General features: G+C 62.6%; 39 protein-coding genes and 1 tRNA gene. 23 read left to right on the top strand and 17 right to left on the bottom strand.

What is annotated here, in order from left to right; genetic code table 11:
* Positions 1-3: 3 nt before the first annotated feature.
* Together RIdsm_RS18270 and RIdsm_RS18265 are read right to left on the bottom strand one after the other, a co-directional pair.
* Positions 4-879, bottom strand: coding sequence for a hypothetical protein (locus RIdsm_RS18270; protein ID WP_057819998.1), 876 nt, complete (start codon positions 877-879; stop codon positions 4-6).
* 125 nt (positions 880-1,004) lie between these two features.
* Complete coding sequence (locus RIdsm_RS18265; protein ID WP_057819839.1) at positions 1,005-1,823, bottom strand: hypothetical protein; 819 nt, start codon at positions 1,821-1,823, stop codon at positions 1,005-1,007.
* 175 nt (positions 1,824-1,998) lie between these two features.
* Here RIdsm_RS18265 and RIdsm_RS18260 point away from each other — a divergent pair.
* Positions 1,999-2,074, top strand: a tRNA-Thr gene (locus RIdsm_RS18260).
* A gap of 286 nt (positions 2,075-2,360) precedes the next feature.
* Here RIdsm_RS18260 and RIdsm_RS30225 read toward each other — a convergent pair.
* Both RIdsm_RS30225 and RIdsm_RS18255 read right to left on the bottom strand, forming a co-directional pair.
* Entirely contained in the window at positions 2,361-2,525 is a 165-nt protein-coding gene (locus RIdsm_RS30225) for a hypothetical protein (protein WP_160325880.1), read from the bottom strand.
* Positions 2,522-3,712 carry a tyrosine-type recombinase/integrase gene (locus tag RIdsm_RS18255; RefSeq protein WP_057819841.1) on the bottom strand — a complete coding sequence of 397 codons (1,191 nt, stop codon included), beginning with the start codon at positions 3,710-3,712 and terminating at the stop codon, positions 2,522-2,524. Before RIdsm_RS18255 ends, RIdsm_RS30225 begins: the two co-directional genes overlap by 4 nt.
* Positions 3,713-3,733: 21 nt before the next feature.
* On the opposite strand from RIdsm_RS18255, the gene RIdsm_RS30390 reads away from it, so the two are divergent.
* Positions 3,734-3,898, top strand: a complete 165-nt coding sequence (locus RIdsm_RS30390) for a hypothetical protein (RefSeq protein ID WP_217625272.1) — start codon at positions 3,734-3,736, stop codon at positions 3,896-3,898.
* 242 nt (positions 3,899-4,140) lie between these two features.
* Here the strand turns inward: RIdsm_RS30390 and RIdsm_RS18245 are convergent, their stop codons facing one another.
* From RIdsm_RS18245 to RIdsm_RS18200, 11 genes are all read right to left on the bottom strand, one after another.
* Entirely contained in the window at positions 4,141-4,344 is a 204-nt protein-coding gene (locus tag RIdsm_RS18245; RefSeq protein ID WP_057819845.1) for a hypothetical protein, read from the bottom strand.
* 13 nt (positions 4,345-4,357) lie between these two features.
* Positions 4,358-4,669 (bottom strand): hypothetical protein, encoded by a 312-nt coding sequence (locus RIdsm_RS18240; protein ID WP_057819847.1) that lies wholly within the window; start codon positions 4,667-4,669, stop codon positions 4,358-4,360.
* Between the two features lie 5 nt (positions 4,670-4,674).
* Positions 4,675-4,893, bottom strand: coding sequence for a hypothetical protein (locus RIdsm_RS18235; RefSeq protein WP_057819849.1), 219 nt, complete (start codon positions 4,891-4,893; stop codon positions 4,675-4,677).
* Positions 4,890-5,129 (bottom strand): hypothetical protein, encoded by a 240-nt coding sequence (locus RIdsm_RS18230; protein WP_143100561.1) that lies wholly within the window; start codon positions 5,127-5,129, stop codon positions 4,890-4,892. The genes RIdsm_RS18235 and RIdsm_RS18230 overlap by 4 nt, the downstream gene beginning before the upstream one ends.
* Positions 5,129-5,308: a hypothetical protein gene (locus RIdsm_RS18225; protein ID WP_057819851.1), complete on the bottom strand. Its 180-nt coding sequence runs from the start codon at positions 5,306-5,308 to the stop codon at positions 5,129-5,131. Before RIdsm_RS18225 ends, RIdsm_RS18230 begins: the two co-directional genes overlap by 1 nt.
* Positions 5,308-5,568 (bottom strand): hypothetical protein, encoded by a 261-nt coding sequence (locus tag RIdsm_RS18220; protein WP_057819853.1) that lies wholly within the window; start codon positions 5,566-5,568, stop codon positions 5,308-5,310. Before RIdsm_RS18220 ends, RIdsm_RS18225 begins: the two co-directional genes overlap by 1 nt.
* Positions 5,565-5,741, bottom strand: coding sequence for a hypothetical protein (locus RIdsm_RS30220; RefSeq protein WP_160325881.1), 177 nt, complete (start codon positions 5,739-5,741; stop codon positions 5,565-5,567). The genes RIdsm_RS18220 and RIdsm_RS30220 overlap by 4 nt, the downstream gene beginning before the upstream one ends.
* Before the next feature lie 106 nt (positions 5,742-5,847).
* Positions 5,848-6,090, bottom strand: a complete 243-nt coding sequence (locus RIdsm_RS18215) for a hypothetical protein (protein WP_057819855.1) — start codon at positions 6,088-6,090, stop codon at positions 5,848-5,850.
* Entirely contained in the window at positions 6,087-6,356 is a 270-nt protein-coding gene (locus RIdsm_RS18210; RefSeq protein ID WP_057819857.1) for a hypothetical protein, read from the bottom strand. The genes RIdsm_RS18215 and RIdsm_RS18210 overlap by 4 nt, the downstream gene beginning before the upstream one ends.
* 94 nt (positions 6,357-6,450) lie before the next feature.
* Positions 6,451-6,723: a COX15/CtaA family protein gene (locus RIdsm_RS18205; RefSeq protein WP_057819859.1), complete on the bottom strand. Its 273-nt coding sequence runs from the start codon at positions 6,721-6,723 to the stop codon at positions 6,451-6,453.
* Positions 6,708-7,325: a helix-turn-helix domain-containing protein gene (locus RIdsm_RS18200; protein WP_074940758.1), complete on the bottom strand. Its 618-nt coding sequence runs from the start codon at positions 7,323-7,325 to the stop codon at positions 6,708-6,710. The genes RIdsm_RS18205 and RIdsm_RS18200 overlap by 16 nt, the downstream gene beginning before the upstream one ends.
* A 95-nt stretch (positions 7,326-7,420) precedes the next feature.
* Here RIdsm_RS18200 and RIdsm_RS18195 point away from each other — a divergent pair, with 95 nt between their 5' ends.
* From RIdsm_RS18195 to RIdsm_RS18125, 15 genes are all read left to right on the top strand, one after another.
* Positions 7,421-7,768, top strand: a complete 348-nt coding sequence (locus RIdsm_RS18195) for a hypothetical protein (RefSeq protein WP_143100562.1) — start codon at positions 7,421-7,423, stop codon at positions 7,766-7,768.
* Positions 7,769-8,041: 273 nt separating this feature from the next.
* Entirely contained in the window at positions 8,042-8,338 is a 297-nt protein-coding gene (locus RIdsm_RS18190; RefSeq protein WP_057819864.1) for a hypothetical protein, read from the top strand.
* Positions 8,331-8,684, top strand: a complete 354-nt coding sequence (locus RIdsm_RS18185; RefSeq protein ID WP_057819866.1) for a hypothetical protein — start codon at positions 8,331-8,333, stop codon at positions 8,682-8,684. The genes RIdsm_RS18190 and RIdsm_RS18185 overlap by 8 nt, the downstream gene beginning before the upstream one ends.
* A 4-nt stretch (positions 8,685-8,688) precedes the next feature.
* Positions 8,689-9,846 carry a DUF7146 domain-containing protein gene (locus RIdsm_RS18180; RefSeq protein WP_057819868.1) on the top strand — a complete coding sequence of 386 codons (1,158 nt, stop codon included), beginning with the start codon at positions 8,689-8,691 and terminating at the stop codon, positions 9,844-9,846.
* The gene (locus tag RIdsm_RS18175) at positions 9,843-10,550 is read left to right on the top strand and encodes a hypothetical protein (RefSeq protein ID WP_057819870.1); all 708 of its coding nucleotides are present in this window, start codon (positions 9,843-9,845) and stop codon (positions 10,548-10,550) included. The genes RIdsm_RS18180 and RIdsm_RS18175 overlap by 4 nt, the downstream gene beginning before the upstream one ends.
* Positions 10,547-10,768 (top strand): hypothetical protein, encoded by a 222-nt coding sequence (locus tag RIdsm_RS18170; protein WP_057819872.1) that lies wholly within the window; start codon positions 10,547-10,549, stop codon positions 10,766-10,768. The genes RIdsm_RS18175 and RIdsm_RS18170 overlap by 4 nt, the downstream gene beginning before the upstream one ends.
* A complete protein-coding gene (locus RIdsm_RS18165; RefSeq protein WP_057819875.1) occupies positions 10,765-11,052 on the top strand; it encodes a hypothetical protein in 288 nt (95 codons plus the stop codon). The genes RIdsm_RS18170 and RIdsm_RS18165 overlap by 4 nt, the downstream gene beginning before the upstream one ends.
* 43 nt (positions 11,053-11,095) lie before the next feature.
* Positions 11,096-12,982 carry a hypothetical protein gene (locus tag RIdsm_RS18160; protein WP_057819877.1) on the top strand — a complete coding sequence of 629 codons (1,887 nt, stop codon included), beginning with the start codon at positions 11,096-11,098 and terminating at the stop codon, positions 12,980-12,982.
* On the top strand, positions 12,979-13,419 hold the full coding sequence (locus RIdsm_RS18155; RefSeq protein WP_143100563.1) for a hypothetical protein: 441 nt from the start codon (positions 12,979-12,981) through the stop codon (positions 13,417-13,419). Before RIdsm_RS18160 ends, RIdsm_RS18155 begins: the two co-directional genes overlap by 4 nt.
* Positions 13,406-14,101, top strand: a complete 696-nt coding sequence (locus tag RIdsm_RS18150; RefSeq protein ID WP_057819878.1) for a hypothetical protein — start codon at positions 13,406-13,408, stop codon at positions 14,099-14,101. Before RIdsm_RS18155 ends, RIdsm_RS18150 begins: the two co-directional genes overlap by 14 nt.
* Positions 14,102-14,342: 241 nt before the next feature.
* On the top strand, positions 14,343-16,094 hold the full coding sequence (locus RIdsm_RS18145; protein WP_143100564.1) for a hypothetical protein: 1,752 nt from the start codon (positions 14,343-14,345) through the stop codon (positions 16,092-16,094).
* Positions 16,091-16,384 carry a hypothetical protein gene (locus RIdsm_RS18140; RefSeq protein ID WP_057819882.1) on the top strand — a complete coding sequence of 98 codons (294 nt, stop codon included), beginning with the start codon at positions 16,091-16,093 and terminating at the stop codon, positions 16,382-16,384. The genes RIdsm_RS18145 and RIdsm_RS18140 overlap by 4 nt, the downstream gene beginning before the upstream one ends.
* Positions 16,385-16,390: 6 nt before the next feature.
* On the top strand, positions 16,391-16,903 hold the full coding sequence (locus RIdsm_RS18135) for a hypothetical protein (RefSeq protein WP_057819884.1): 513 nt from the start codon (positions 16,391-16,393) through the stop codon (positions 16,901-16,903).
* Between the two features lie 4 nt (positions 16,904-16,907).
* Complete coding sequence (locus RIdsm_RS18130; protein ID WP_057819886.1) at positions 16,908-17,093, top strand: hypothetical protein; 186 nt, start codon at positions 16,908-16,910, stop codon at positions 17,091-17,093.
* Positions 17,090-18,748 (top strand): portal protein, encoded by a 1,659-nt coding sequence (locus RIdsm_RS18125; RefSeq protein WP_057819888.1) that lies wholly within the window; start codon positions 17,090-17,092, stop codon positions 18,746-18,748. The genes RIdsm_RS18130 and RIdsm_RS18125 overlap by 4 nt, the downstream gene beginning before the upstream one ends.
* Before the next feature lie 5 nt (positions 18,749-18,753).
* Here the strand turns inward: RIdsm_RS18125 and RIdsm_RS18120 are convergent, their stop codons facing one another.
* On the bottom strand, positions 18,754-19,059 hold the full coding sequence (locus RIdsm_RS18120) for a hypothetical protein (RefSeq protein WP_143100565.1): 306 nt from the start codon (positions 19,057-19,059) through the stop codon (positions 18,754-18,756).
* Positions 19,060-19,071: 12 nt separating this feature from the next.
* Positions 19,072-19,470, bottom strand: a complete 399-nt coding sequence (locus RIdsm_RS18115; RefSeq protein WP_057819890.1) for a hypothetical protein — start codon at positions 19,468-19,470, stop codon at positions 19,072-19,074.
* Positions 19,471-19,754: 284 nt separating this feature from the next.
* Between RIdsm_RS18115 and RIdsm_RS18110 the strand changes: the two genes are divergently transcribed.
* The 6 genes from RIdsm_RS18110 (at position 19,755) to RIdsm_RS18080 (ending at position 23,856) form a co-directional block, all read left to right on the top strand.
* Complete coding sequence (locus RIdsm_RS18110; RefSeq protein ID WP_057819892.1) at positions 19,755-20,579, top strand: BRO-N domain-containing protein; 825 nt, start codon at positions 19,755-19,757, stop codon at positions 20,577-20,579.
* Complete coding sequence (locus RIdsm_RS18105; protein ID WP_143100566.1) at positions 20,579-20,803, top strand: hypothetical protein; 225 nt, start codon at positions 20,579-20,581, stop codon at positions 20,801-20,803. Before RIdsm_RS18110 ends, RIdsm_RS18105 begins: the two co-directional genes overlap by 1 nt.
* Entirely contained in the window at positions 20,800-21,132 is a 333-nt protein-coding gene (locus tag RIdsm_RS18100; RefSeq protein ID WP_057819897.1) for a hypothetical protein, read from the top strand. Before RIdsm_RS18105 ends, RIdsm_RS18100 begins: the two co-directional genes overlap by 4 nt.
* Positions 21,122-22,132: a hypothetical protein gene (locus RIdsm_RS18090; protein ID WP_057819899.1), complete on the top strand. Its 1,011-nt coding sequence runs from the start codon at positions 21,122-21,124 to the stop codon at positions 22,130-22,132. Before RIdsm_RS18100 ends, RIdsm_RS18090 begins: the two co-directional genes overlap by 11 nt.
* A 255-nt stretch (positions 22,133-22,387) precedes the next feature.
* Positions 22,388-23,329, top strand: coding sequence for a phage capsid protein (locus RIdsm_RS18085; RefSeq protein WP_057819901.1), 942 nt, complete (start codon positions 22,388-22,390; stop codon positions 23,327-23,329).
* Positions 23,330-23,394: 65 nt separating this feature from the next.
* A complete protein-coding gene (locus RIdsm_RS18080) occupies positions 23,395-23,856 on the top strand; it encodes a hypothetical protein (RefSeq protein ID WP_057819904.1) in 462 nt (153 codons plus the stop codon).
* The last annotated feature ends 40 nt before the right edge of the window (positions 23,857-23,896 follow it).

The following is a 23,896-nucleotide window of genomic DNA, read 5'->3' as shown; positions in this document are numbered from 1 at the left end:
CGCTCAGGGCGTGATCATCGTCACGCCCGGCACCTGCGGAATGGCCATGATGTCGTCTTCGTAGATATCGGTCAGCTGGTTGATCTTGTCCTCGGTCCAGCCGTCGATGTCGTATTCCTCCTCGACCGCCTCTTCATCGGCATACTTGTCGAGAAAGGCCGAGATCACCCGCCGCTTCTGGATCTCGCTCATCCCCGGATGCTCGCCCATATAGGCGTGGAAGCGTTTCATGCCCGTTTCGGTCATGATCTCGGACAGAAGCGAGAATTCGCCCTCGAAGCCCACGGTCGCGTCGAGCGCCGCCATCTCGCGCACCACCTCGCCCCAGATCAGCGGCGTATCCTCGTTGCACCAGACGGTGATCGGAATGTCCGGCACCTGCGCCCGGATCCGCTCGAACAGCTCCGACCAGCGGAAACTGAACGGGTCATAGCCCCGGAACACGTCGTCGATCGTGTTGAAATTGGTCATCGCCAGCAGCGCCGGCATGAAGGTCGCCGGGTTGCGCACGGCAAAGAACAGCTCGACCTCGTCGTCGGGAAAGATCTTCCGCATCGCCTCGAGCCGGGCACAGGCGGCGGGGTAGAACATCCGCTTCACCGCCATCTTGTGCGTGCCGAAGAAGCTGTCATTCGACAGGATCACCCGCTCGGCCTCCTCCTCGCCGGGCAGCACCGCGTCGAGGATCACGTCGCGCGCCTCGGGGCTCACCCCGTTCTGCGTGGCGGCGTTGACGATGTCGCGCAGAAGGATGCGGTAATCGTCCGGCTTCGGCACGATGGTGCCCCGCGCCGCCAGCATCCCGGCATTGTCGACAAGGCAGGTGATCAGCCTGTCCTCGTCGGTCACATGGGCGCCTGCGTGAAGAACGACCTGCATGAAATATCCTGTCCCGGCTTTGTGATCGGTCGCCAATATAGAGGGTTTTGCAAGCAGTTAAACAGCTTTCGACCCCTCGGCCGCGAGGTGTTGCGCGGGGGAGTGTCGCGGGCAGGGCAGGGCGCTCAGCCGCCGCCCGACCGCTCCGCCGCCTGCCGGGTCAGCCCGGCCTCCTGGTAGTCCTGCAGCAGCTTGCGCTTGGTCTCGGTCAGCGCGGCATCGTCGAGATCCGACCGGTTGAGGCGCAACAGCTCCTCCGCCGCGCCCGCGGGCTGCATGTTGTACGACTTGAAGGGCACAAGGTCGTCGGCCGCAACGCCCAGCTCCCGCAGGATGGCGCCCAGCGGCCCCTGCGGCTCGCCCGATAACTCTTCGATGGGCCGGGCCATCACCCGGGCCCGGCCCCCGAGCCGCGCCCGCACCGCCGCGACCACCGCGTCAAGCTGCGCGCCTTCGGCCAGCCGCGCCCGGTAGGTCTCGAAATCCTCGGTGATCCGCATCGACCGCAGGTTCTGCCAGTAGACGCTGCGCTGCCAGTCTTCGGCGGCCCGCGTGGTGAAACAGAAGGTGATCTCCGCCGCCTCGCCGAAATGCCCGATCAGCACATCCGCCAGCCGTTCCATGAAATCCGGCGTGTCGGCATAGCCCCAGTTCTCGCGCCGCCCCGGGATCCAGCCCAGCAGCTTTTCCGAGCTGATCAGCAGCGGCCGCGCATCGGCGGGGTCGAGCGGCGCCACCGCCTCGGCAAACCCCGACGCGTAATTCCGCAGCCGCCGCGGCGCCGGCTGTGCGGTGTGCCGCCGCGCGGCGGTGATCGCCTTGGGGAAGTCGTTCGCCTGCAGCACGCGCACCCGGTCGGCCAGAACCGCGGCATTGCGATCCAGCCCGTATTGCACGCTGGTGGTGCCGGTCTTGTGAAATCCGGGATGGACGAGTATCCGCATCCGTTGCCTGCCCCTGCGATCGGTTCGCGCCAGCTTAGCCCCGCCGCACCCGGAATGTGAAGCAGGCCGCCCGCCGACGCTCATTCGCAGTTGCATCCGCGCCAGAGCTTTGGCATTAGGGCGAAGCAGCCCGGCCGCCCCGCGCCCGGACGCACGAGGCTCGACCGCAGCCTCAGCCCCTATAGCTCAGCTGGTAGAGCAACTGATTTGTAATCAGTAGGTCGGCGGTTCGAATCCGTCTGGGGGCACCATTAACCCACTGTTCAAAAGGCATTTTTAGGGAAACGGGCTTTTCGTGCGTCCGAGCGTCCGAACCGTCCGAATTCGGACGCTGTTTCTGGCAGCTATCACAACGGCGATGACCTGGCCCCGTCGAGGGGAAGCCGCAACCGCAGCCAAGGCAGATGCGCACGCTCAGATGACGTTCGCGTTCCAGCCGATTGGCCTTGGCACATGCCACGTCGTAGTGGCTGGCCTTGGCTATCGGACGATCCCCGTCGTAAACCGCCCAGCTGCAGCCGGCGCCGCGGATTTCCATCACCGTGCTCCCGGGTTCGACAGCCGGATCACTTCTTGGCGCAGATATTGCAGTTCGTCATCAATGGCCTTGGCCGCTTCTTCCAGATCGCGCTTGGCATCGGTCGAGCTAGCGATAGGTTCCAGGCTGGCTAGATGGGCGACGATTGTTTGAATGGGTGTCACGCTTTCTTCCTTTCTTTCGATCCTGGCCGACGGATCGCGCTGACGGCGCGGGCGGCGGTGTAGAAGTTCGCCGGCATGTAGGTGGCCGCCAGCACCGGGTTATCAGCGACGGTATTGCCCAGCAGGTCGCCCACATCCTCGTGGCTCGCGCCGCCGATCCGCGCCCAGGTGCTGGCCGAGCGGCGCAGGTCGCGGAACTGCAGTACCTGGCCTGCCGCCAGCAGCGACGGGCACGCCTTGGCCGCCCTGGCGCGCAGGTCGCTCCACCGGTGCTGGAACAGATCGAGGTCATAGGCCCGGCCGACACGCTCATCGACCAGCAGCGGATCATCGGCGCCCCTGCGCAGGTCGGCCATGCGCTGGACCCATGCCACGGCCTCGTCATGCAGCGGCACGGTGCCGTCCTTGTCATTCTTCGAGCGTTTGAAATCCCAGACCCAAACCTTGCGGGGGAAATCTTCATCCTCGCTCGGCAGCACCATCGACACCTGCACAAACTCGCACACGCGCGCCGCCAAGATATCCGTCTGGCGCTGGCCCTGCAGGAAAGACAGCGCCACGGCCGCGCCGAGCGAGGGCATACCCAGATCCTCGGCCGCGGCCAGGAGCGCGTCGAATTCCTCCCAGCTGGCATAGCGGGAGCGGGGTTTTGCCTTCTCGCGTTCCAGACCGATGCAGGGGTTCGAGCCCTTGGGACGCCAGCGAAGGCGTTCGGCCAGCTTGAACAACATCGACATCATGACGGTCATCTTGGTGGCGTAGTTGGCGCCCGAGCTGTCGGCCAGCGTGTCATGCCACGCCTGCATCACGTCGCTGTCAAAATCGCTGACCTTGTATCCGCCCCACTTCTTGCTGATCGCATTCAGCAGGGTCTTATAGCCGCGCTTGGTGCCCGCCGCCCGCTTCTGATACCACTTGTGATCGCGATAGGTTTCGATGAGCGCGTCGATGGTGCGCGCCGTCTGTTGCCGGGCCTTGGTGGTTTCGCCGTTCAGCGCCCGGCGCACCGCCCTGTTCTGGGCCTCGGCCTCGCGGATCGACCAGGCCGGCCGGTCGGCATCGAGGTTGACGGCTTCCAGCCCGAGCTTCTTTTCGGCGCCCGTGGGTTCCCACCACACGCGCCAGGTGCCATCGCTGCGCTCGCGCTGGCGGAGGCCCTTGACCTTTTCGCGGATGGGTTTCGGCATCAGAGCGTTCCTCTAGAAAAAATGTCCACGTTGGGCGCGCAAGATCGCCAATTTGCACACGTCGGAAAACGTGTCGATTTCGTTCACTCCGTGCAGATCGTCTCGCATGTCGGAAAGAACCTGTCGCTGAATGAGGGTGAGGTTCGCGCTTTCCAGTGCAGCTTCAAGCGCCTCAATGGCATCTGAAATTGAGTGAAAAGCCGGGTGCGTCATACCGACCCTTTTGCCAGTTCTTGCGCGCCGCAAATGTCACACGTTTCGCCTGGCTGCAGATGGCACTCGCCGCATGGCTCTTTCCGGTTCGGTCGGTTTTGACACCCACACATTTCGTTTGACCCGCCGCAGGGGCAGGCCTCTCCGCGCCTCTGTTCTTCGCGGATAATTTCAAGCAGATGCGCGCGGTTCCTCATAATCCAGGTGCCCTCTGATCAATCGTCGGCCAGCGTGATCGCGAGGGCATTGCAGAAATCTCTGACGGCCTCCCGGTCGCTGCCGTGCAGATGGTCTGCAATCTCGGTATCCGACGGCCCGGCCTCGGCGATGGCCACCAGGGCATAGGCAAGTTCTTCTTCGTCATTCGCCAGCTCGGCGCCGATTTGGCCACCGGTTACGGAGTGGTTAAGGTGGATCACTGTTCGCTCCTTCTCAAGAAAAGTGGTCTTCCGCGAACCCTCGCCAGTCGAGGTCGCATTCGCATTCCCAGCGGCCACCCATCCATGTCGGCACCGTGTGGCACTGCGGGCATTCGGGCTCGTGGATGGTGACTATCGTTCCGGGCGGGAAGGTTGTTGCGCTCAGCATCAGGGCATCTTCGAGCCCGACCGGACCAGCTCCATCCTTGTCGCCCTCGGCCGATCCGATCCAGCGCGGTTCGTGCTGGTCGCACGTTTCGCCGGCATAGACGTTCGGCGCCTGCACGACGCGCATCGTCTCGCGCGTCTTGTAGGGCAGGGCCATCCCGCTCACTCCACCAGCCAGAAGCCGCACGCCTCGCAGGCCGCGCGGGCGTGGTTCTTGCGGCCGGCGATCCTGACGCGCAGCGTGCGGGTGCCCTTGGGGCTGCAGCTGCACCGTGCTCGGCCGCGTGTCAGGCCGCGCGCGATCAGCTTGGCCTTGGCCTTCATCACCAGCGGGAGCTTGGTCATGTAATCGTCGGCCAGGGTGGCGTCGGTGTCGGTCATACGCGATCCTCCAGGAACCGGATCAGGGCGCCGTGCAGCTGGCCGGCGGACCCGGTATCGCTTTCGGTCAGCTCGATCAGAATGCGCAGCCCGTCGGCCAGGATCGTCGCGGTGTCTCCCGAGCCAACATTGTCATGCGGCGTAATGCTTCCTTCGCGCACCGCCTCGATCATGTCCCCAGCTGCACCTTGCGCTTGTGATGCGGCTGCCAGCAATTTAGCGATGGTTTCGTCCATCACGCCCCCTTCCTTTCCACTCTTGGAATATTGCTGCGCCCTTCATAGACGGGGAGCCAGCGGCCCTTGTGTTCGACCGCCGCGAAGATCGGCGACAGCACCGTAGCTTCAATGCGTTGCCGGTCGTATTCCGCTTTAGCGGCTTGAGCTGCACCGTGAATGCTGATGAAGCCGCACATCAGCCGCGCCTCGCTTCCGCCAGCAGCACGACGTTGGCGCCCATGCCGGCCGTGTCCGGCAGATGGGGCTTTGGCCGCCCCATGCCGTCGACCCACGCCTGCACTTCCGTGCGGCGCCATTTCAGCGGCCGCCGCGACGTAGGTAGCGGCATCGGAAAGCCTTCCTCGTCTTCAAGGCGATGGCGGTTCATCAGAAACGCATCGGCAGAATAAAACCCGACCATGCGTGCGACCTCGGGGGCCTGAATGAAAACCGTCATTCCGACCACCGATCTTGCATTTGTGCCCAGTTGCGGATCGAAACGTCGAATTCCGTGTCGTAACTTTGCGGATCGTGCTGGGTGTCGTCCATCGCCCCAAAAACAGATGCGACGGCGTAGACCCCCACCATGAAAACGACAAACAGCCCCGCCAAAATGCCAGTAGCTACCATGCTCTAGACCTCGTTGCCCCCGCCGTGCCGTTCGCTGGCGGGGGTCGGAGTGGTGGCTGGGGCGGGCGGCGAGCAGATCGGTGCGCCCGAACGGCCCCGTCGGAAACTAAATTCGGGGCGGCGGTGGCGGCCCGAACCCGGCGCGCATTGCCCGGGTAAGGTCGCGCGTCATGCGAGCGGAATTCACGATCTGCACACCGAGCGGGACGGTCGGCCCCGTCTCGGGTATGTCGGCTGCGCCGGCTTCGAGCTGCCGCGCCCATGTCTCCATGCAATCAAGCGCATAGTTAAACCCCCGCAGTTCGTCGGCCGTCATGGTGCGCAGCGTGATGTCCTGCCCGTCGCTCATGCCGGCGCCCGGTCGCAGTGAATGAAACTCACGTTGTCCAGATCGGTGCAGTCGCTGATCAAGTCCATCGCCGCGCGCCGCTGGCGCAGCTCGAAGCAGACCTGCGGGGCGGTCAGCAGCATCAAGCATGCCTCTGTGTGGGACAGCTCGATACCCTTCTGGGCCTTCTCGGCGATGGCCGTTATTTGATCCAGAGTTTCATCCGTGATCTTGCCCGCCCGCGTGTGCGGGATCGAGAAGGGCGATTGGTTTCTTGCCTGTGTCACCTGTCTAAACTCCTGTTGCCTGTACTGGCACAAGAGTTATGGGTGCGCGGTGCGCACTGTCAACTAAAAATTTTAGTTTTACTAACCAATGAGGTTAGTTTGAGCTGTTCTTCTTGTAGAATTTCTTTTCGGCAAGCCAATACGCCGGTCGCTCCGGAAGCCACGCCATGAGGAAAAATTGCATAATAAACAAAAACATAAGCGTGCCGGAGTATCCGAGCATTCGAGCAAGCCATTCCCAGGCTAAAAACAGAAGAAACGGTGATGCAAAGGCAAATACCCTCACGACGTTTTGTGTGCGAGTATAGATCGCCTCAAGCTCAAGCTGTTCTTTGTGCGTTCGTGGAGGGGTCAGTTCGTCCGCCATGACGCAATCACCTTTCCGCGGATCACGACATTATTGCCATCAACCACATGGGTTCGGCCACCGCTAACGGTCGCGCTCACGGCAATCAAAACGGGTGGTTCAAAAAGCCGCAACACTGTTTCCACTGATCCCGATTTCCAGTTGTAAAGTTGTGCGATTACCATGTCCCCGGCCCGGCATCTTTCGCTCTGATGGGTATCAACCAGGATGAGATCACCGCGCCGGTAACCTTCCAGCATCAGGGCATCCGTTCGCACGGTCCAGATGTCAACTCCTGGCTTGTCGCCCCCTAGAAGTGCGGCAATTTTGCGGGCATTATCTGCTGCCGACCCATCAGAAACAAATGGTGCGGCATCGCTTTCCGAAAAACCGGGTGTGAGCCTTTGAGCCTCGGCAGGCTCACTCACCCCGGCGCGCTTCAGCACCTCTTCGAGGGGAACCTGCAGCACCTTGGCAAACGCGCGAGCCCAATCCAGCGACATACGCTGGTCTCCTGAGTAAATGTGAGAGACATTGGAGCGTGTCCGCCCCATTTCCCGCGCAATATCCTCGGCGGTGACGCCAACCTCTTTTTGACGTTTTTTGAACCACTTGTCATCCACCGTTCGCCAAGTAAGCACCACGCACTCACAAATCACGTCAGTTTAACTGAAAATTTTAGTTGCAACATCTAGGGCTCAACGCTATCGGTTGTGTCATGAGTACGCACCTAACACCAATTGAAGTGGTTGAATGCCTTGTTGCCCCGATTGGGGAGTTGGGCAAAATCGCGGGGCTGAATGACAAGGCGCCCTATAACTGGCGTCGCGAAAGTCAGTACCGTGCGGCCGGCGACATTCCGCATCACGCGATGCGCCGCATTCACGCCCATGCGGCGGCCAGAAAAATCCCGCTGACAGCAGACCATCTGCTTTGGGGTGCGGACTGGAAAGAAATCGACAAGCTGGTCGAGGGCATGGGGAAGACCATGCCGCAGCATCTGCGCGACCGCCTGAAACCCGCCTTGCAGACGCCCGGCAAGGTCGACGGGATGGCGGCCGAGTGATGGGCGGGCGGAGCCAAACCTCCCTGCCGGAGCCGGCTCGCCCTGTTTCCGCGCGCGTTGTCCCCAATGGGCGCGCGCTTGCCTGTGCGCAACCTGTGCGCGTACGGAAGTTTGGCGCGGGGCGGCTCACCTGCCCCGTCCCGCGCCATTCAAATATCGAGCATGTCACCCCGTCCTCAGCAGGCAGCATCCCGGGGTGGCAGTGGGGCGGGCCGTCGGAGTTTCCCGAGTTTCATCGGCGGCCCGCATCCCCCGAGGTTTCGGAGGTGGCCCGTGTCCTATGACCCGGTTGTCAGCGTCAAGCTCGCGGCCTTCCAGGTCGCGCTGCAAGCGAAGGTCAATGACCTGCCGCAGACCGACGTTGACGAGCTGCGCATGGTGGCCGAGCGCAACCTCGAAGATGGCAACGACCCGCTGCGCCGCGCCGTTCTTGGGTTCGTCACCCAGTACGAGCTGCACCACCACGACGCCGAACAGCTGAAAAAGCTGGGCCAGCGCCTCGAAGATTTCATCGAAAAGTCAAACGTCCCGGTGCCCCCGGGCCAGGACAGGAAAGACGTGCATGGCTGACATCGAAGTAAGCTGGGATGCGCTTATGACGCCGACCGATCACGCGCTGGCGCACGCGCTGAGCATCCACCTGTTGAGCATTGCGCCCGAGGAAGGCTGGGAAACGGTTCTGCGCGACACGATGGAAAAATGTGTGACCGAACCGCGCAACATCATCCACCCCCATGCGCTGGCGCTGCGAAAGGCGGCCGACAGGATACTGAAAACGACGCCGGGCAGTGGCCCCCATCTGCGCGTTACACATGACGCCCGCCAGCAACTCATCACCTTTCACAAGTGGCGCATGGGGCTGTCGCTCGAACGCCGCAGCACCATCCACCAAGAGAAAATTGCAGCGGACAGCTGACGACATGCCCCGCCAAACCTACAGCCTGGAAGAAATCAAGCACATGCTCAACGACCGGGTTGAGGACGTGGCGGAGCATTACGCGCCCCCGCGCGGCGGCTGGTACAAGGCGCAGGGGCGTTACTTCACCTTGAACCCCGGCCGCGCGGATCGCACCGTCGGCAGCTTCTGCGTTCACCTGGCCGGCGCCAAGCGTGGCCGATGGAACGATTACGCTATTCGTGAGGGTGGCGACCTCATCGACCTGATCGAGCTTAGCCTTGGCTGCACCCGTCGCGAGGCGTTGGCCGAGGCTCGCCGATTTCTGGGCCTGTCTACCCAAAACCCGGAAACCGAGGCGCAGCGAAAGGAACGCCAGCGCCGGCTGGACGTGCAGCGCCGGCAACGCGAGAGCGACGAGCGCGAGAAACAGGCCCGGAAATCGAAGGCCGCGCTGGCCATCTGGCTCAGTGGGCAAGAGCATCTGCGGGGCACGCCCGTCGACTACTACCTGAAAGGCCGCGGCATCGACTTGACCCGCTTGGGCCGTCAACCCGGCGCCCTGCGCTATCTGCCCGAGTGCAGCTACTACGACGAAGACCCGGAAACCGGGGAAGTGATCGAGGCGAAGCTGCCCGCGATGGCGGCGATCATCAGCAACGCTAAGGGCCAGCAGGTTGCGCTGCATCGCACCTATCTGGGCCTTGACGCGGCGGGGCAGTGGGCAAAGGCCGGCGTGCGCCAGCCCAAGAAGGTGCTGGGCCAGTATGGTGGCGCGGCCGTGAACCTTTGGCGCGGGATCGGCCCGCGCGGCGGTAAGCCCGCCAGCCTGCCCCAGTGCCCGAAGAATACCCACGTATTCGTCACCGAGGGGATCGAGGACGCGCTGTCGATGGTGCTGTTGAACCCCGAGGCGCGCGTGCTGGCGGCCGTCAGTCTGGGGAACCTGGCCCAGCTGCAGCTGCCTGAGAATGTCGCGCGCATCACGCTGGTCGCCGACCTCGATGAAAACGAGGACGCCCGCAAGGCGCTGCATCGCGCCATTGCCGCCCACCGCGCCAAGGGCCGGGACGTGCGCCTTTGGCAAAACTCGTTCGGCGGAAAGGATCTGAACGACGCGCTGAAACTGGCGCTGGTGAAAAAGGACGAGGACGAAGTCGGCAAGGAGGATGAAGACGCATGATCTTCAAGCACACATCATCGGAACCCGGTCTTTGGCGCGGCTGGCTGAAAAACGGCCAAAGCGTCGAAATCAGCACCTCGAAGCACGGCTGGGATTTTGGCGGCGGGGTCCATGTCCACTCGAACGACGAGGACAGGGGCGACAGGATGCTGTTCCTGAAGTTCTGGCGCCTGACCGTTGTTCTTCCGCTTGGCGTTATCGACCATCCCTGGCCGGCAATGGACGGTCCACAATGGTCTGCCTATGCGTCCAAGGAGTTTGGCCTGACGTTCCATTGGGGGTTGCGGCGCAAGTCGTTCGATTGGCCGTGGGACTGGCACACGCTGGCCTATGAAATGCAGCTACCCAAGCACGAAAAGCAAATTGGCCCAGACGATGAGGGCGCTTGGGTCGATGTCTTCAATCGCGAGGCCGAGCCCTACAAAGAGCATCACCCGTACACCTACACGTTGAAAAACGGAACGGTGCAAGAGCGGGTTGCCACGGTTTCAAAGCGCCGCCACGTCCTCACATGGCGAGCGTTCAAGTCTCTTGGCTGGCCTTTCTGGATCAAGGAAAGCATCGACGTCGAGTTTGACGGCGAGGTGGGCGAGCGCACGGGCTCATGGAAGGGCGGCACCATCGGTTGTGGGTATGATCTGCGCCCCGGCGAAACCATGCTCGACGCGTTGCGCCGAATGGAGGGGGAGCGGATTTTCCGATGACTGATGATCTGCCCCACGCCTCGACCTTGCAGGTAATGAACTGCACGCAGGATTGCCCCTGTCAGTCGGTGCATGTCTGGTTCTACGACGACGATGGAGAGCCATACGCCGCCGCCTGCTTGCTCCCCCACGTTGCGCGCAAGATCGCCCGCGACATGTCCGACGCAGCCGACCTGGCTGAGGCGGTGGCGTTGAAAAATGAGGGGCGGTTGTCATGAACTTCCGCGTCGAAGCCAGCCCCGCCTCGGGCGACTGGGTGCTGTTCTTCGGCGCCGACAGCTACCTCACCTATGACCATCTGGGTACGATCTGCAGCTTGCTCTGCGACCCAGTTGACTACGCCGATCGGTGGGAAGCCCAGAACATCGCCCGCAAGGCTGGTGCCATGACCAGGTTGCGAATGAACCGATCCTATTTCGGGACAGCCAACAGCGACCTTCGCAAATCTTACCTGGAACACCTGGCCATCGAGGCCAATCGGATTGTCGCAAACGCGGCATGACGCCGGACGCAAGAGCCGGGATTGAGGGACAGGCGAGGCAAAAATGACAGACCTGAACAGGCCGACGGAAGCGGAGCTGGCCGACCAGCTCGCCAATGCGCCAGAGGCGCCCGGCGCCGAGAATGGCGACGATGGCGGAGGGCAGGGCCGCCGGCGCCGGGAAATCTTCGACGATTGCCCAGTTACCCCCTTGGGCGTGAATGGCGACTTTGCCTATTTCCTCGATGTGAATGGGCAGATGCGACGCTCGAAGGAAATCAAGGTGCAGTTTCTGCAGAGCATCTTTGGCCACCAGATCAACAAGCTTCGCTGGAATTTTCCGATCTGGATCAACACGGCCGAGAAGGGCGACCCGGCCGTTTGGGACCGCGATCCGAAGAAGATCGACCATGCCTTTGCGTCGATGGTGCTATGGGAGGCCGCGAGCGAATGCGGCGTATTCAACCCCGACAACAGCGTTCGCGGCGTTGGTGCATGGGCCGACGACGACGGGGCCTTAGTGTACCACATGGGCGACAAGGTGCTGCACCAGGGCGAGTTGCGCGCGCCTGGGCGGATCGACGGCCGCATCTATCCGGCCGCCTCGCCCATCCCGCACCCTGCTATGGGCGACAGTTTCGCCGATCCTGCCCCGCCCATTCGGGAAGCCTTGGAAAGCTGGAACTGGACCCAGCCGGCGCTGCATACGCAGGCGGCGCTTGGTTTGCTGGGCGTGCAGATGCTGGGCGGCGCTCTCGACTGGCGCCCGGTGTTCTGGTTGCTGGCGCCGGCCGCGTCGGGCAAGTCGGAGTTTCAGAAGCTCTTGCGCTACCTGCACGGCGACGACGGCCTTGTACAATCGACGGACGCCACGAAAAGCGGGATCACAAGCCAGCTCGGACATTCCAGCCGCCCCGTTGCCGTTGACGAGCTCGAACCCGGCGACGAGCGCAGCACCAAGGAACGCGACATCATCATGTTGGCCCGTGTCGCCGCCAGTGGTGGCCAATGGTTCAGGGGTAGCGCGGATCAAAGCGGCGTCGGCGGGAAGGTGTATAGCGCGTTCCTGTTTTCCTCGATACTCATTCCCGGCGTCATGAAATCGCAGGACGTGCAGCGCCTCATTCGCTTGGAAATGAACCCGTTGCAGAAGGGCGCCAAGGGTCTGGGGCTCGACCCCCGCACATGGCGCGCCCGTGGCGCCCGTCTTAAAGCCTTGCTTATCCGAAGGTGGCCCGGCTGGCCCGAGCGGCTGGCCCAGTGGCGCCACAGCTTGGAGGCCGCCGGCGTCACCGGCCGCGATGCGGACAACTGGGCAACTGTCATGGCAATGGCCGACATGGCCGAGGCCGACGACGTGGCGCCCGAGGATGCCCGCGCCAACTGGGCAAAGAAGGTCGCATTCCAAGTGAACGCCGACCGCAGCGACACGACCAACGACGCCGAGGCCATGTTGCTGCGCCTGATGTCGCAGGTGTTCGACCCGTGGCGGAAGGGTCAGCGCTACACGATTGCGCAATGGGTTATGGCCGCGGCAGGTTTGCCGGCCGCGCCGGATGGATTGAAGCAGCAGCTGTATTCGGGCGACGATAAGGGCAATTACGAAAAGCGCGAGCGCCAGAAGATTGCAAACCAGATGCTCGCCAGCGTCGGTTTGCGCGTCTACGACGACAAGCAGCACGGCGCCCGCCTGTTCATCATGAATAAGCCGGTGCAGGGCCTCAGGGAGCTATTCCACGGCTCGGACTGGGCCGATGGCGTTTGGCAGCAGTCGGCAAAGCGTGTGCCCGAAGCGATGCCGTCAGACAGCGCCAACACGTTGGCCGGCATCACATCGCGCGGCGTCTATATGCCGTTGAAATCCATTCCGGGCCTGTTGTCCCTGCCGATGGATCACGCGCGCGAAGACGGCGCCCCGCCACCCTCCGACGATCTGGAAGATTTCAAATGACGCCCGCACCCTGTAACCCACTGGAAATCCGTCTTTCTTCGCGCTTTCCCCGCACCCGGTCTTATGCCATGATTAACGCGGTTCAGGGCCGCGCAGCGACGGGTGCGGGTCACAACGCCACAACAAAACGAACACCCCCTGTTGTGGCCTCTGTTGTGGGCGAAAAACCCACGAAAACAAACACTTATCAAATTCCACAACGCCACAACGCGGAAATGCGCCCCCCTACATGTGCGCGCACGCCCGCGCGCGCGCACGATTATCTATCTATCTATATCCGTTGTGCCGTTGTGGATATATACTATCTATCTGAAATCATTGCCCTTTTGCCCACAACGCAAGCCACAACAGGCCCTGAAATCCGTTGTGGCGCCGTTGTGGCTTGGCCTAACCCTCTGAAAAACAATAAAAAAGGGGGTTTTTATGCCGAAAGCTGACCACCAATGGCAGAAGGAAGCCCGCGAAGCGGCTGAGCGGATCGAGCGGCAGCGCGATATGGGCCATCAGCTGACCTTCCTGCCCGACGAGCGGCCCGAGGGCGTTCCGGGCGAGGCCGAGCAGGTCGACGCGCCCCAGCAGATCGGCCGGCCGAAGGGTGCGAAGAACAAGGGCAGCTCGCAGCTGCGCGAGTGGCTGGCCTCGAAGGGTTGCCGCATGCCCGAGGACGTGGTGGCCGAGGTCGCGGGGCTGCGCAGCCGGGATGACGCCATCACGCTGGCGATGGAGCGCACCGAGCGCATCCTGGCATGGGCTTACGATGGCGCCGCCAAGGTGAAGGGATCACCGGACAAGGCGACACCCACACAGCGGCTGAGCGTGTTCGAGGGGCAATATGCCACGATCCTGCGCGCGGCCGAGGCGATCTTGCCCTATGTCGCCGCCAAGGCGGCCGGCAACGAGGATAGCCGGCCGCCGGTCTTTGTCGTCATGCCCGGCGCCCAGTCAGCGCCCGCCGATCCGGCCGCCAGCGCCCGCAATGTGACGCCGCAACCCGCCCGAAATCCAAACTGGATGATGCCTGCGGACGTGGCGGCAGAAAATGAGCGAAAACAACAGCTTAGCGAAACCGAAAACGGTAATTCGGACGCTGAAAATCGGACGGATGAGGCAAGCGATTGAAAACACTGGCAAAAATACCGTCGTGCCTACTGATTGAAAATCAGTCGGACAGTCGCGCCCTCGCGCCATCGCGGTCGCCCGCGCCGGCGCGCAATTCGCGCGCGACCCCCCGGGGGGGGATGCCCGCCCGGTTCCTACTGCCCCTGGCTCCGACCCCATTGATGAATTTAGGGCAACCGGAGGTTCGGAAATGCGCGTAACACCTGACATGCGGCAATGGGGTCGGGGGAGCGTCTTGACGATGCCCGACACGGGGTCGGGGGCAGCATCGGGTGGCGGCGCGGACTGGGGAAGTCTGAGCGCGAAAGAGGCACTGGCGAGCTTAGACGGCGAGTTTGCCACTGGCAACCCCCTCGATGACCTGCAGGAACCTACATTCCCGGGGCCGTTGGCGATGGAGTTCTACGCCTCCGATGCCGACGTGCATTTCATCCAAGGCCCGGTGGGCAGCGGGAAAACCACGACGCTGATGAAATCGCGCCTTCGCCGGGCCGTGATGATGCCCCGCTCGGTGCTCGACGGGGTGCGGCGCTACAAGGTGCTGTTCATCCGCGAAACCTACCGGCAGCTGTGGTCCACCAGCATTCCAAGCTATCTCGAAGTCTTCCCCAAAGAGCTTGGCACGTGGTCTGGCGGCCGCGGCGATCCTGTCACCCACGTAATCGAGTTCGAGGACGATTACGGAAAGATCGAATTCATCGCCGAGTTCATGGCCTTCGGCGACAACATCATCGCCTCGATGCGGGGCGTTCAAACGACCGACATCGTGATGAACGAAGGCGATACCATGCCCGTCGACGTTCTGACCGTCGGTATCGGCCGGATCGACCGCTGGCCCGGCCGGCAGCACTTCGCGGGCCTGCCGCCGCAGCTGCGCAGCTACGGCCAGGTCGTGGGCGACATGAACGCGCCCGAGGAAGACAACTGGACGCATGACATTTTCCACAACGAGGAAAAGCGCAAGGAGCTGACCGGCGAGCTGACCAAGGCGATGGAACAGGACGAAATGGCGGCCGCCAAACGCGAGGGACGGGAGCCCGGCCAGGTCCGACCGATCATCATCGACTTCACCAACCAGCCGGGTTTCGGTGAGGCAGGATGCGAAAACCTGCAGAACCTTTCCCCAGGCTATTATCCCCGCCAGATCGCCACGATGAAGGCCAGCGGCCGGGGCGATATGGTGCAGCGCCTTGTCTACAACAAGGTCACGAACATGCGGGTCGGGGAACCCGTCTTTTTGCGCGAGTTCAGCCGGCGCCTGCATGTCGCCGAGGCAACCATTCAACCAGATCCTCGCCTTCCGCTTCTGGTCGGGCTCGACCAAGGCTTCAAGGGTGCGGCTGTCGTGGCTCAACTGGCCGATTGGATGCGCTGGCGTATCCTGGGCGAGCTGCACTTCCCGAAAGAACGCCTGATGGCGCATGTGTTCGGCCAGCGCTTGGCCGCCATGATCGAGGACCGCTGGCCCGGGCTTGGCATCGAGGCCGGCTGGGGCGACATGGCCGGCGAGCATGGTTCAAGCACCGCCGCGGAAGAAAACGACACTTGGAACCTGTTGGTCGGTCGCGCGGCGGGGTTCATCATCCGCCCGCAGACCATTGGCACAAACCGCATTCAGCCGAGGCTCGAAGCCGTGCGCGCGGCGTTGGAAGCCCCCATCGAGGCGGGGCAGCCCGGCCTGTTGGTCGACCCCAGCTGCAAATTCCTGATCCGGGGCTTTGAGGCTCGGTACGTCTGGAAAGATGAAACCGATCGCCACGGTGACAAGCGCAAGGTTCCCGAAAAGGAATACACCGAGGCCAACGTCATGGACGCGCTGCAGTACCTGCTTTTGGGTCAGCACCGCGCGGATGGCTTGAGCCCGTACATGGACCGGATGGACGACAAGAGACGTGGCCAGATGGGCCACAATGGCGGGCCGCCCTTGTCGGACAGAAACAGCGGCCTGTCGTTCCGACACGATGTCACTGACCCCTATGGAGGATTACTATGACCAAGACCAAGGCCAAGCCGGCCGGGAAGAAGACGTTTTCCGGGCCGCAACTGAAGCGCTTCGCGAGCATCGCCGCGCAGATCGCCGAGTTCAATCACGAAATCCCGCAGTGGTTCATTCAGCAGCTGAAGGATGATCACGGCATGACCCTCAACGAGAGCCCGAAGGGCAGCGGCCGCTGGGTGGCAACCATCGGTGGCCTGAAAACCCGGCCGCAAAGCACCCGGCAGATGGCCCTGAAAATCTGGGCGAACAAGGCCCGGCGCGCCGTCGCCGCGGCGGAGGGCTGACCACGCATGATCGAGCTTGCCCCCTTCGACAATCTCGCCGGCATGGCCGTCTTGAGCCACCTCGATGTGAATGACCACATTGAGGCCCAGCTTGTGCGCGGCCGTGCGGCGGATCACCTTGACATTTTCTGCGATTGGCGCGGAATACAGGCGCACGCGCTTCTATCGCTCGTGGTCAAGGACGAAAGCCGGGGGGGCAAGCCCTTCGCCGTGTTGGCGGTCTCCCATACCGGGCAGGCTGGCGTGGCACAGGCAGCCTTTCTTTCGCGAAATCATCTCACCTTCCGTCGCGCGCTGGCCAGGGCCGGCACCCGCATCAGAGCTGAAATGCCGGGCTTCTGCGATCAATGGGGCGTGCGTCGCATCGAGGCCCGATGCTGGAAAGATCACCCCACGGCGCCCGCCTTCCTGCGCCACTGCGGTTTTGTCCGCGAAGCCGACATGCCCGGTTTCGGGAATGACGGCCGCACCGTCTTCACTCAATTCGCGTGGATCAACCCCAACCGACAAGGATCGTAAGACCATGTGTATCTTCAAAAAACCGAAAGTGCCCAGCACGCCCATTCTCGCCAACCAGTCAAGCCAGGAGGAAAGCGCGGCGGCCGATGCCGAGGCCCTTCTGCGCCGCCGGCGCGGTGGGGCCGCCAATGCGGTGCTGACCAGCGCGCGCGGCATCCCGTCCACCCGTCAACTGGGAGCACCGGCATGAAACATCAGCCCATCATGGAGCAAGATGAGCGCGCGAAAGCCGCCGTCGACCGGTGGGGCGAGCTGAAATCCGAACGCAGCTCGTCCGAGCGAGACTGGGAAACCATCGCGAAACTGTTCCGGCCACAGCGGGGCGGGTTCGGTCTGTCCGACCCGGCCAGCCGCGAGCTGGTCAAGCCGTTGTCAAGTGCGCCCATCATCGCGCAGGGCAATTTCGCGGCAGGCATCTATGCCGGGATTACCAACCCGGCCACCCGCTGGGGCGGCCTGACGACGCCCGACGAGGATCTGAACAAGTGGCCGCCCTTCGCGGACTGGCTCGACCGCCAGACACGCAAGGTTCACAACAGTTTCAGCCCTTCAATGTCCAGCTTTTACCCGGCCACGTACCAGGCCTATGGCGACCTCGCCTGTTTCGGGAATGCGGCCGGCTACGACGAGCTTGAGCGCGATACCAGGCGGTTCATCGACGTGACCGTCAGCCTGGCCGATGTGGTGGTCGACATCGACTATTTCGGGCGGGTGGTCGAGGCCGTGCGGCGCATGCGGCTGACCGCACGGCAGGCTGCCGGCTTCTTCGGCAAGGATGCCCTGCCCGAGGCGATCCAGAAGCAACTGGAAAAGGGTGGGACCGACAAGCAAGTCTATTACCAGCACGTCCTGAGAAACGACAATTTCGCAGCGGGCGGGCTGGGGCCGCGCGGCAAGCGGTGGTTGTCGCGGCATGTCTGCGAGGAAAAAAACACCCTTCTGCGCGAAAGCGGCTACGACCAAATGCCCTTCTACTACCCCCGCTGGGACGTGGATACCGGCATGACCTATGGCACGGGCGTGGGATACGTGGCACTGGCCAGCGCGCGGACCAATCACAACATGGAAGACGCCACGATCCGAGCCGCGCAATGGGCGGCCGACCCGGCCCGCCTTCTGCCTGACCGGAACGTCGCACCGCTCGAAGGGACATGGCGGCCGGGTGGGGCGATCTATGGCGCCATGCGCAACGGTCAGCAACAGGTGGGCACGCTCGATTTCGTGCGCAACATCGGCCTCACCCAGGAGGAAAAGCGCGCCAAGGTCGAGGAAGTGAAAGAGGCGTTCTACTACTCCGTCATGAGCCTGACCGGCCGCACCGGGATCAGCGACGAAGAAAACGCCGTGATCGAGGAAGCGCGCCTGCGCAACTGGGCGCCGCATGCCGACAGGGTGATGGAGGAATACGCGGCCCGGAAGTTCGAGCGGCGCTACATGATGCTGTTCAAGGCCGGCCAGATCGACCCAGTGCCCGAAGGCACACCGTCGGATGCCAAACTGCAAATCCGCTATCAGAGCGCGGCGGCGCTGGCCCTGCGCGCGAGCGAGGCTACGGCGGTGCGGCGATACATGGCTGACTTGGCGCCCATGATGGAAATCAAGCCCGAGCTGCGGCACCGGATCAGCGCCCACGACTATGCCGAAATCCTGCACGAGGCCAGCCCGACGCTGCCGCAGCGGTTGCTGGTCAGCCGCGAGCAGGCTCAGCAGTCGTATGAAGCAGAGCTGCAAGCCCAGCAGGCCCAGCAGATGGCCGAGCTGGCCAAGACAGGTGGCGCTGGCGCGCGCGACATCGCGCAAGCCGTAACGGCCGGGCAGGGCGGCGGGCAGGAAGGGGGTGGTTGATGATGCTACTCCTGAACCCCGGGGCGGGAAAATCTGAAAGAGCGATCCGCGCACGGAAACCAGCCAACATCATAAAAAACGTGAGGAACGGTGCACCATCCAGCCCAGTTCAGATAAAAACCCATGAGATCTCTCAAGGCACAACCGGTTTCCGCTGTGAGCCCTGGAAGGTGTTCATCGCAAATTCCTTGATAAAAAAGGTAATCTGTAAACATTGCTTCTTCGACATTGCCAATACCAGAAGGGATGATCTCGGCGCTGCGAGCGGCTGTGGCGTCAAAAAGCAAGGCGATAAAGATCAACGAACGCATCCTAAACTCCACTCATTCGTTGAGAAAGTCAGCCTGCATCTGCGCACTGACGTTTCCGAACAAGAACCGACCGGTCATTCCATTGCTGAGCCTTCCGATGGCGGTGCCTGCGACACCAGAAGCATCGCGCGTGGCGATCACTCGTCCCTTGCTGCCGTTGTTGCACGCTACTGGAATTGTGATTGTGGAGACAGCAAGGCTGGTGTTGTAGGTGCCTTCGCAGCTGAGGCCGCTCAACGTCACCATGTCGAACTCGCCGCGCTTCGTCGAAAGGTCCAGCAGGACGCTGCCCTGGGCAGTTTCTCCGTTGCTAAGTTTTCCGACAACAGGGAGGCTTACCACACTGGGACCACAGCTGCTGATTGTGAGCGCAAAGCCGAGCGCGGCGAACGGGATAGAAAATTGTCTCATAAAGGTCTCCGAGGCAGATTAATCTCATTGAAGTTGACACTCGCTACCGCATCTGGCAACCTTTCCGTGCAGATCGGAAATCGGTTTGCCGGGATTTGCACCCCGTCAACCCTGAGGCGCCCGAAAGCCGCGCCACCCATGCGCGGCTTTTTCTATGGTCGGGCGGATGGGGCCACCGCAAGGTGGGCCGCTCCTCAGGGCGGTAGTGCAAACCCTGTTCGTCCGGCCACCCGGGATTTGCACCCCAGTGGTCGGGTTCACTCGATCCTGAGGAGGTGCCAGTCATGAGCGCCGAGATTATCCCATTCGACTTTGAAGAACAGGCCGTGCGTGTCGTGATGCGCGGTGAAGACCCGTGGTTCGTAGCAGCCGATGTCTGCCGCGTTTTGGAAATTCAGAACGCAACTGACGTGGTAAAACGGCTCGATGAGGACGAAGTTACCCTAGATACTATCGAGGGTAATCACCGCCCAACCAACCTCATCAACGAAAGCGGCCTCTACGCCCTCGTCCTGACCAGCCGCAAAGAGCAAGCCAAGCGGTTCCGCAAGTGGATCACCGCCGAAGTTCTGCCGGCGATCCGCCGGCATGGCCGCTACGAGCTTCCGGGCGCTCGCTCGTCCGACGTTGCCGGAGACGGTGATTTTCTCGGCATGACGTTCCGCGAGGCCGAGCTGTGGCTGCAATCCGTGCGCGAGGCGCGGCTGACGCGCGGCCGCCGGGCGGCGATCCGGCTTTGGGATCGCTCGCCGTTGCCCGTGCTGACGGACGGGCCGACGTCGCCCGCGGTAGATCCCGCACAAGGGCGCGCCTGCCTCGCCCATCTTCTCGACCAGGTGGGCGACATGATCGGCAAAGCGCGCGAGGGCAGCGAGCTTGCCGGGCGCGTTCTGGCGGATGACGGTATGCGCGTTCTGCCCGATGGTTTGTTCGTCGCCAATTTCGCCCTGGCGCTTTTCGAGGGCACCGATTGGGGTGCGAGAGCGCACAAGGCGGCGCTGCTGGCGCTTCCTGGCGTGACGCCGGACACCACCGCGCGTTCGCTGAGCGGTGTGGTAACACGGGGCCTCGTGCTGCCGTGGTCCTTGCTCGACGGGGAGGGCGCATGATGCTGGATCAGATCATTTTCGACCGTTCCGAGGATATCGCCGACGCGCTGCATGACCAGGAGGGGCTGGAACGCGCGCTGATCGGATATCTCAACGGAAAGCTGGCAGCCGAGGATGAACATGTCGTCATCGCACTGATCCACGGCCAGCGCGACTGCCGGAACCGTGCCACATCGATTGCCAATGCCATCGCACGTTCCGAAGCAACAGGAGAAGTCCCATGATTTTTCACCGCATTGGCGTCCTGCAGGGCCTGTTCGGCGCATTCCGGGGTAATCCCGGTGCGCGGGCCTCGGCCCACAGCATGGGCCTGCGCATGACCGCCATCATGGCCCGCAACCCGAAATTTGCCGTCGACATCGCCAACCTGGGGGGCGTCTTCGCTGCCCCGCCGGTGCAGCTTGTCAATGGCCAGCCGCACGCACCGACACGCGACCTGTACCAGTGCGGCCGCGACGAGGGCCGGCGCGAGCTGGCCCTGCAAATACTGGCCCTTGGGGGCCTGACCCACGAAGACCTCAATCAGCTAATGGAGGATGACTATGACGATTGAACTGTTTTGGAAGACGCTCGTGCGGGCGCCCGCCGACCCGCCGGGTGGTACGCCCGCTGACCCGCCGGCTGATCCGCCAGCCGATCCGCCCGCTGACCCGCCGGCTGATCCGCCGGCTGATCCGCCGGCTGACCCGCCGGCTGACCCGCCGAAAAGCGACGCAAAGTGGTGGGAAGACAAACGGTTCGACACCGACACCCAGTCGCAGCTGAAAGCGCTTGGTCTGACCGTCGACGATCCCCTCGATGCCGTGAAGTCGCTGGCGGGCATGGAGAAGAACGCCAAGGCGAAACTTGGCAAGGGGGTCAATCAGCTCATGGAAAAGCCCGGCGAGGGGCAGGACGTGGGCGAGTGGTTGCGCCAGAACGGCGAACTGTTCGGCATTCCCGAAGCGCCGGAGAAGTACGACATCAAGCCCCCAGAAGACTGGCCGAAAGAGGCGGAATGGGATACGGATTTCGAGGCTGAGGCCCGGAAGATCGCCCACGAGGAAGGTATCCCCACAAAGGCCCTGCAACGCATGACACAGCTTTATGCCGGCAAGGTGGCCGGTATGCTGAGCGGGGCCGAGAGCGAGCTGCAGAGTGCGACGGCGGCGATGATGGATGACCTCAAGAAGGACTGGGGCGACCAGCTGAACAGCAGGATTTCACTGGCGCAACAGGCGTCGAGCGTCATGGCCGAGCAGATCGGCATGGACGCCACGCAGATGGAAAACCTGCGGTCGGTCCTTTCGGCAAAGACGGGCGATGCCAATACCATCCGGTTCTTCGCAAAGATCGGCGAAATGCTGGGCGAGGATCACGCTGGTGGCTTGAATGCCAAGGGCAGCACCCTTGCCATGACACCGGCTGATGCAAGGTCGGAGATTGAGGCCATGAAGAAGGCCGACAGTGAGTACATGCAGGCTATGAAGCGCAAACAGGAAAACGGCTCCGATGCGGAGTTTGACCGCCTTCATCAGCGCAAACTGCAGCTCACGAAGATTGCCACCAGTTAACTTCACCGAAATAAATTTGCAGATATGCCCCACGAACCCGCATCGTGGGGCATAATTCGTGTCAAGGCTTGACTTTCGCACGAAACTGGGGATCAAATCGCTGTCGACGGGCGACCCCGGTTTCTGGGTCCGTCTGATCCGGGTAAGTCCCGGCGCCAAAGGCCCCGACAAGGCTAGGTGTGGGTCCGGTATCAGGCCGGGCGACCCCTCCGAAATCTCACCACATGCTGATTTTTTGGAAACGGAGGGGCAATAATGTCCTATTCCCAAAAGGTGGAAGACCACCACAAGCTGACTTACAGCGACAACGTGCAATCGGTGGCCCAGCAGCGGAAAAACCGACTGCGCCCGGCCGTCACCATCATGAATGGGCTGACCGGCGAGGCGCATTCCGTTGCCGATCTCCTGGGCAAGAAGAAGTACATTCGCGGTTCGACCTACGACCGGTCCAATCCGCGCAACCGCGCGGATCGCTCGCGCAGGTGGCTGGTACGGCCCGAAGTGATCCATGACGGCGACATCATCGACAAGGCCGACAAGTTCGACATGGCGATGGACCCGACGAGCCACCTGGTTCGCGACAGCGTGATCACCGTCGAGCGCGGCGTCTTCGACACCATTCTGGGGATCGAGGAAACTAACACCGGCTTCAAAATTGCCAATTCCGGCATCATGGGGGTGGCGACCGAAGGCAAGCGCGGCACGTCCACCACGCCGCTGCCGACCGGCAACTTCATCGCTTACAACTACGGTTCGGGCGGAAATGGCCTGTCGCTCGACAAGCTGCGCAAGGTCAAGCTCGACCTAAACCAGGCCGAGTTCGGTATGGAGGACGATGATCCTTTCTATGCCGCCATCACCCCCAAGCAGGTTGACGACTTGATCGGCATTGCCGCCGCCACCAACCAGTCGCTTAACGCCTTCGCTGTCGAGCAGTTGAGGAGCGGAAAACCGACCGAGTTGATGGGCTTTACGTGGATCGCCACCAACCGCTTGCCGACGGACAGCAACGGCTACCGTCTTTGTCCGGTCTGGTCGAAGCGGAATATCGTTTGCGGCTTCTGGCAGGATGTCGAAGGGCAAATCTGGAACGACACCAGCCAGCAGAACCTGCCCTACTACTACACGTCGGTCTTCGTGGATTGCGTGCGTGTCGAAGATGGCGGCGTTCGGGTCATCCGCTGTTCCGAAAGCTGATCCTGACAGGCCGGCAATAGCAGGCCTGCTCTTTTTCCCCAACGAACAAGACAGGAGGGCCGGAAATGGCCGTTGTCGAAGGAAAATCCAACCTCATCCATGACTATCTGGACAGTACCAGCGAACCGCCGTCGCCTGCCGCCCAACAGGGCGAATACCGTGCGCTGACAGGCACCGTCGCCAACGCATCAAGCGACAGCAGCGGTTCCATGTATCACCTGGCCGACGTGCCTTCGGATGCAATCGTTCACGAAGACACGTTCTTCGACGTGGAAAACTGGGGTTTCGCGCAAATTGTGATTGGCACGCGCGAAGACACCGATGCGCTGGTCGATCAGACGCTTGCCACTGAAAACACTGTCACGCCCTTTGCCGTCGGCGATGCAAACCACGGGAAGACGTGGTGGGAGGCACTTGGGATGTCGGAAGACCCCGGCGGCGAGATTGGCATTTACATCCATGCTGAAGCTGGGGCCACGGGCGCCGGCTCGATGCCGTTCCGCATCGTTTCGCTCGATAGCCGCTAACCGCCGCCGGGGCCGCTCCTGTCGCGGCCCCGGGCCTATC

It is taken from the genome of Roseovarius indicus (genome assembly GCF_008728195.1).
GTDB lineage: Bacteria > Pseudomonadota > Alphaproteobacteria > Rhodobacterales > Rhodobacteraceae > Roseovarius > Roseovarius indicus.
Note: the sequence above shows the minus strand (reverse complement) of the source record. Positions and strands in the feature narration are given on the sequence as shown.

Bases quoted from the DNA above. Each gene is read 5' to 3' on its own strand.
- RIdsm_RS18120 (WP_143100565.1), bottom strand. From the start codon at position 19,059: ATGCGTTCGTTGATCTTTATCGCCTTGCTTTTTGACGCCACAGCCGCT.
- RIdsm_RS18215 (WP_057819855.1), bottom strand. From the start codon at position 6,090: ATGAGCGACGGGCAGGACATCACGCTGCGCACCATGACGGCCGACGAA.
- RIdsm_RS18155 (WP_143100563.1), top strand. From the start codon at position 12,979: ATGACGCCCGCACCCTGTAACCCACTGGAAATCCGTCTTTCTTCGCGC.
- RIdsm_RS18240 (WP_057819847.1), bottom strand. From the start codon at position 4,669: ATGGCCCTGCCCTACAAGACGCGCGAGACGATGCGCGTCGTGCAGGCG.
- RIdsm_RS18270 (WP_057819998.1), bottom strand. From the start codon at position 879: ATGCAGGTCGTTCTTCACGCAGGCGCCCATGTGACCGACGAGGACAGG.
- RIdsm_RS18100 (WP_057819897.1), top strand. From the start codon at position 20,800: ATGATTTTTCACCGCATTGGCGTCCTGCAGGGCCTGTTCGGCGCATTC.
- RIdsm_RS18230 (WP_143100561.1), bottom strand. From the start codon at position 5,129: ATGGACGAAACCATCGCTAAATTGCTGGCAGCCGCATCACAAGCGCAA.
- RIdsm_RS18220 (WP_057819853.1), bottom strand. From the start codon at position 5,568: ATGACGGTTTTCATTCAGGCCCCCGAGGTCGCACGCATGGTCGGGTTT.
- RIdsm_RS18165 (WP_057819875.1), top strand. From the start codon at position 10,765: ATGAACTTCCGCGTCGAAGCCAGCCCCGCCTCGGGCGACTGGGTGCTG.
- RIdsm_RS18185 (WP_057819866.1), top strand. From the start codon at position 8,331: ATGGCTGACATCGAAGTAAGCTGGGATGCGCTTATGACGCCGACCGAT.
- RIdsm_RS18235 (WP_057819849.1), bottom strand. From the start codon at position 4,893: ATGACCGACACCGACGCCACCCTGGCCGACGATTACATGACCAAGCTC.
- RIdsm_RS18205 (WP_057819859.1), bottom strand. From the start codon at position 6,723: ATGGCGGACGAACTGACCCCTCCACGAACGCACAAAGAACAGCTTGAG.
- RIdsm_RS18140 (WP_057819882.1), top strand. From the start codon at position 16,091: ATGACCAAGACCAAGGCCAAGCCGGCCGGGAAGAAGACGTTTTCCGGG.
- RIdsm_RS18135 (WP_057819884.1), top strand. From the start codon at position 16,391: ATGATCGAGCTTGCCCCCTTCGACAATCTCGCCGGCATGGCCGTCTTG.
- RIdsm_RS18265 (WP_057819839.1), bottom strand. From the start codon at position 1,823: ATGCGGATACTCGTCCATCCCGGATTTCACAAGACCGGCACCACCAGC.
- RIdsm_RS18125 (WP_057819888.1), top strand. From the start codon at position 17,090: ATGAAACATCAGCCCATCATGGAGCAAGATGAGCGCGCGAAAGCCGCC.
- RIdsm_RS18170 (WP_057819872.1), top strand. From the start codon at position 10,547: ATGACTGATGATCTGCCCCACGCCTCGACCTTGCAGGTAATGAACTGC.
- RIdsm_RS18145 (WP_143100564.1), top strand. From the start codon at position 14,343: ATGCCCGACACGGGGTCGGGGGCAGCATCGGGTGGCGGCGCGGACTGG.
- RIdsm_RS18175 (WP_057819870.1), top strand. From the start codon at position 9,843: ATGATCTTCAAGCACACATCATCGGAACCCGGTCTTTGGCGCGGCTGG.
- RIdsm_RS18080 (WP_057819904.1), top strand. From the start codon at position 23,395: ATGGCCGTTGTCGAAGGAAAATCCAACCTCATCCATGACTATCTGGAC.
- RIdsm_RS18195 (WP_143100562.1), top strand. From the start codon at position 7,421: ATGAGTACGCACCTAACACCAATTGAAGTGGTTGAATGCCTTGTTGCC.
- RIdsm_RS18115 (WP_057819890.1), bottom strand. From the start codon at position 19,470: ATGAGACAATTTTCTATCCCGTTCGCCGCGCTCGGCTTTGCGCTCACA.
- RIdsm_RS18225 (WP_057819851.1), bottom strand. From the start codon at position 5,308: ATGTGCGGCTTCATCAGCATTCACGGTGCAGCTCAAGCCGCTAAAGCG.
- RIdsm_RS18160 (WP_057819877.1), top strand. From the start codon at position 11,096: ATGACAGACCTGAACAGGCCGACGGAAGCGGAGCTGGCCGACCAGCTC.
- RIdsm_RS30390 (WP_217625272.1), top strand. From the start codon at position 3,734: ATGTCCACGTTGGGCGCGCAAGATCGCCAATTTGCACACGTCGGAAAA.
- RIdsm_RS18090 (WP_057819899.1), top strand. From the start codon at position 21,122: ATGACGATTGAACTGTTTTGGAAGACGCTCGTGCGGGCGCCCGCCGAC.
- RIdsm_RS18255 (WP_057819841.1), bottom strand. From the start codon at position 3,712: ATGCCGAAACCCATCCGCGAAAAGGTCAAGGGCCTCCGCCAGCGCGAG.
- RIdsm_RS18105 (WP_143100566.1), top strand. From the start codon at position 20,579: ATGCTGGATCAGATCATTTTCGACCGTTCCGAGGATATCGCCGACGCG.
- RIdsm_RS18130 (WP_057819886.1), top strand. From the start codon at position 16,908: ATGTGTATCTTCAAAAAACCGAAAGTGCCCAGCACGCCCATTCTCGCC.
- RIdsm_RS30220 (WP_160325881.1), bottom strand. From the start codon at position 5,741: ATGGTAGCTACTGGCATTTTGGCGGGGCTGTTTGTCGTTTTCATGGTG.
- RIdsm_RS18180 (WP_057819868.1), top strand. From the start codon at position 8,689: ATGCCCCGCCAAACCTACAGCCTGGAAGAAATCAAGCACATGCTCAAC.
- RIdsm_RS18085 (WP_057819901.1), top strand. From the start codon at position 22,388: ATGTCCTATTCCCAAAAGGTGGAAGACCACCACAAGCTGACTTACAGC.
- RIdsm_RS18110 (WP_057819892.1), top strand. From the start codon at position 19,755: ATGAGCGCCGAGATTATCCCATTCGACTTTGAAGAACAGGCCGTGCGT.
- RIdsm_RS18150 (WP_057819878.1), top strand. From the start codon at position 13,406: ATGCCGAAAGCTGACCACCAATGGCAGAAGGAAGCCCGCGAAGCGGCT.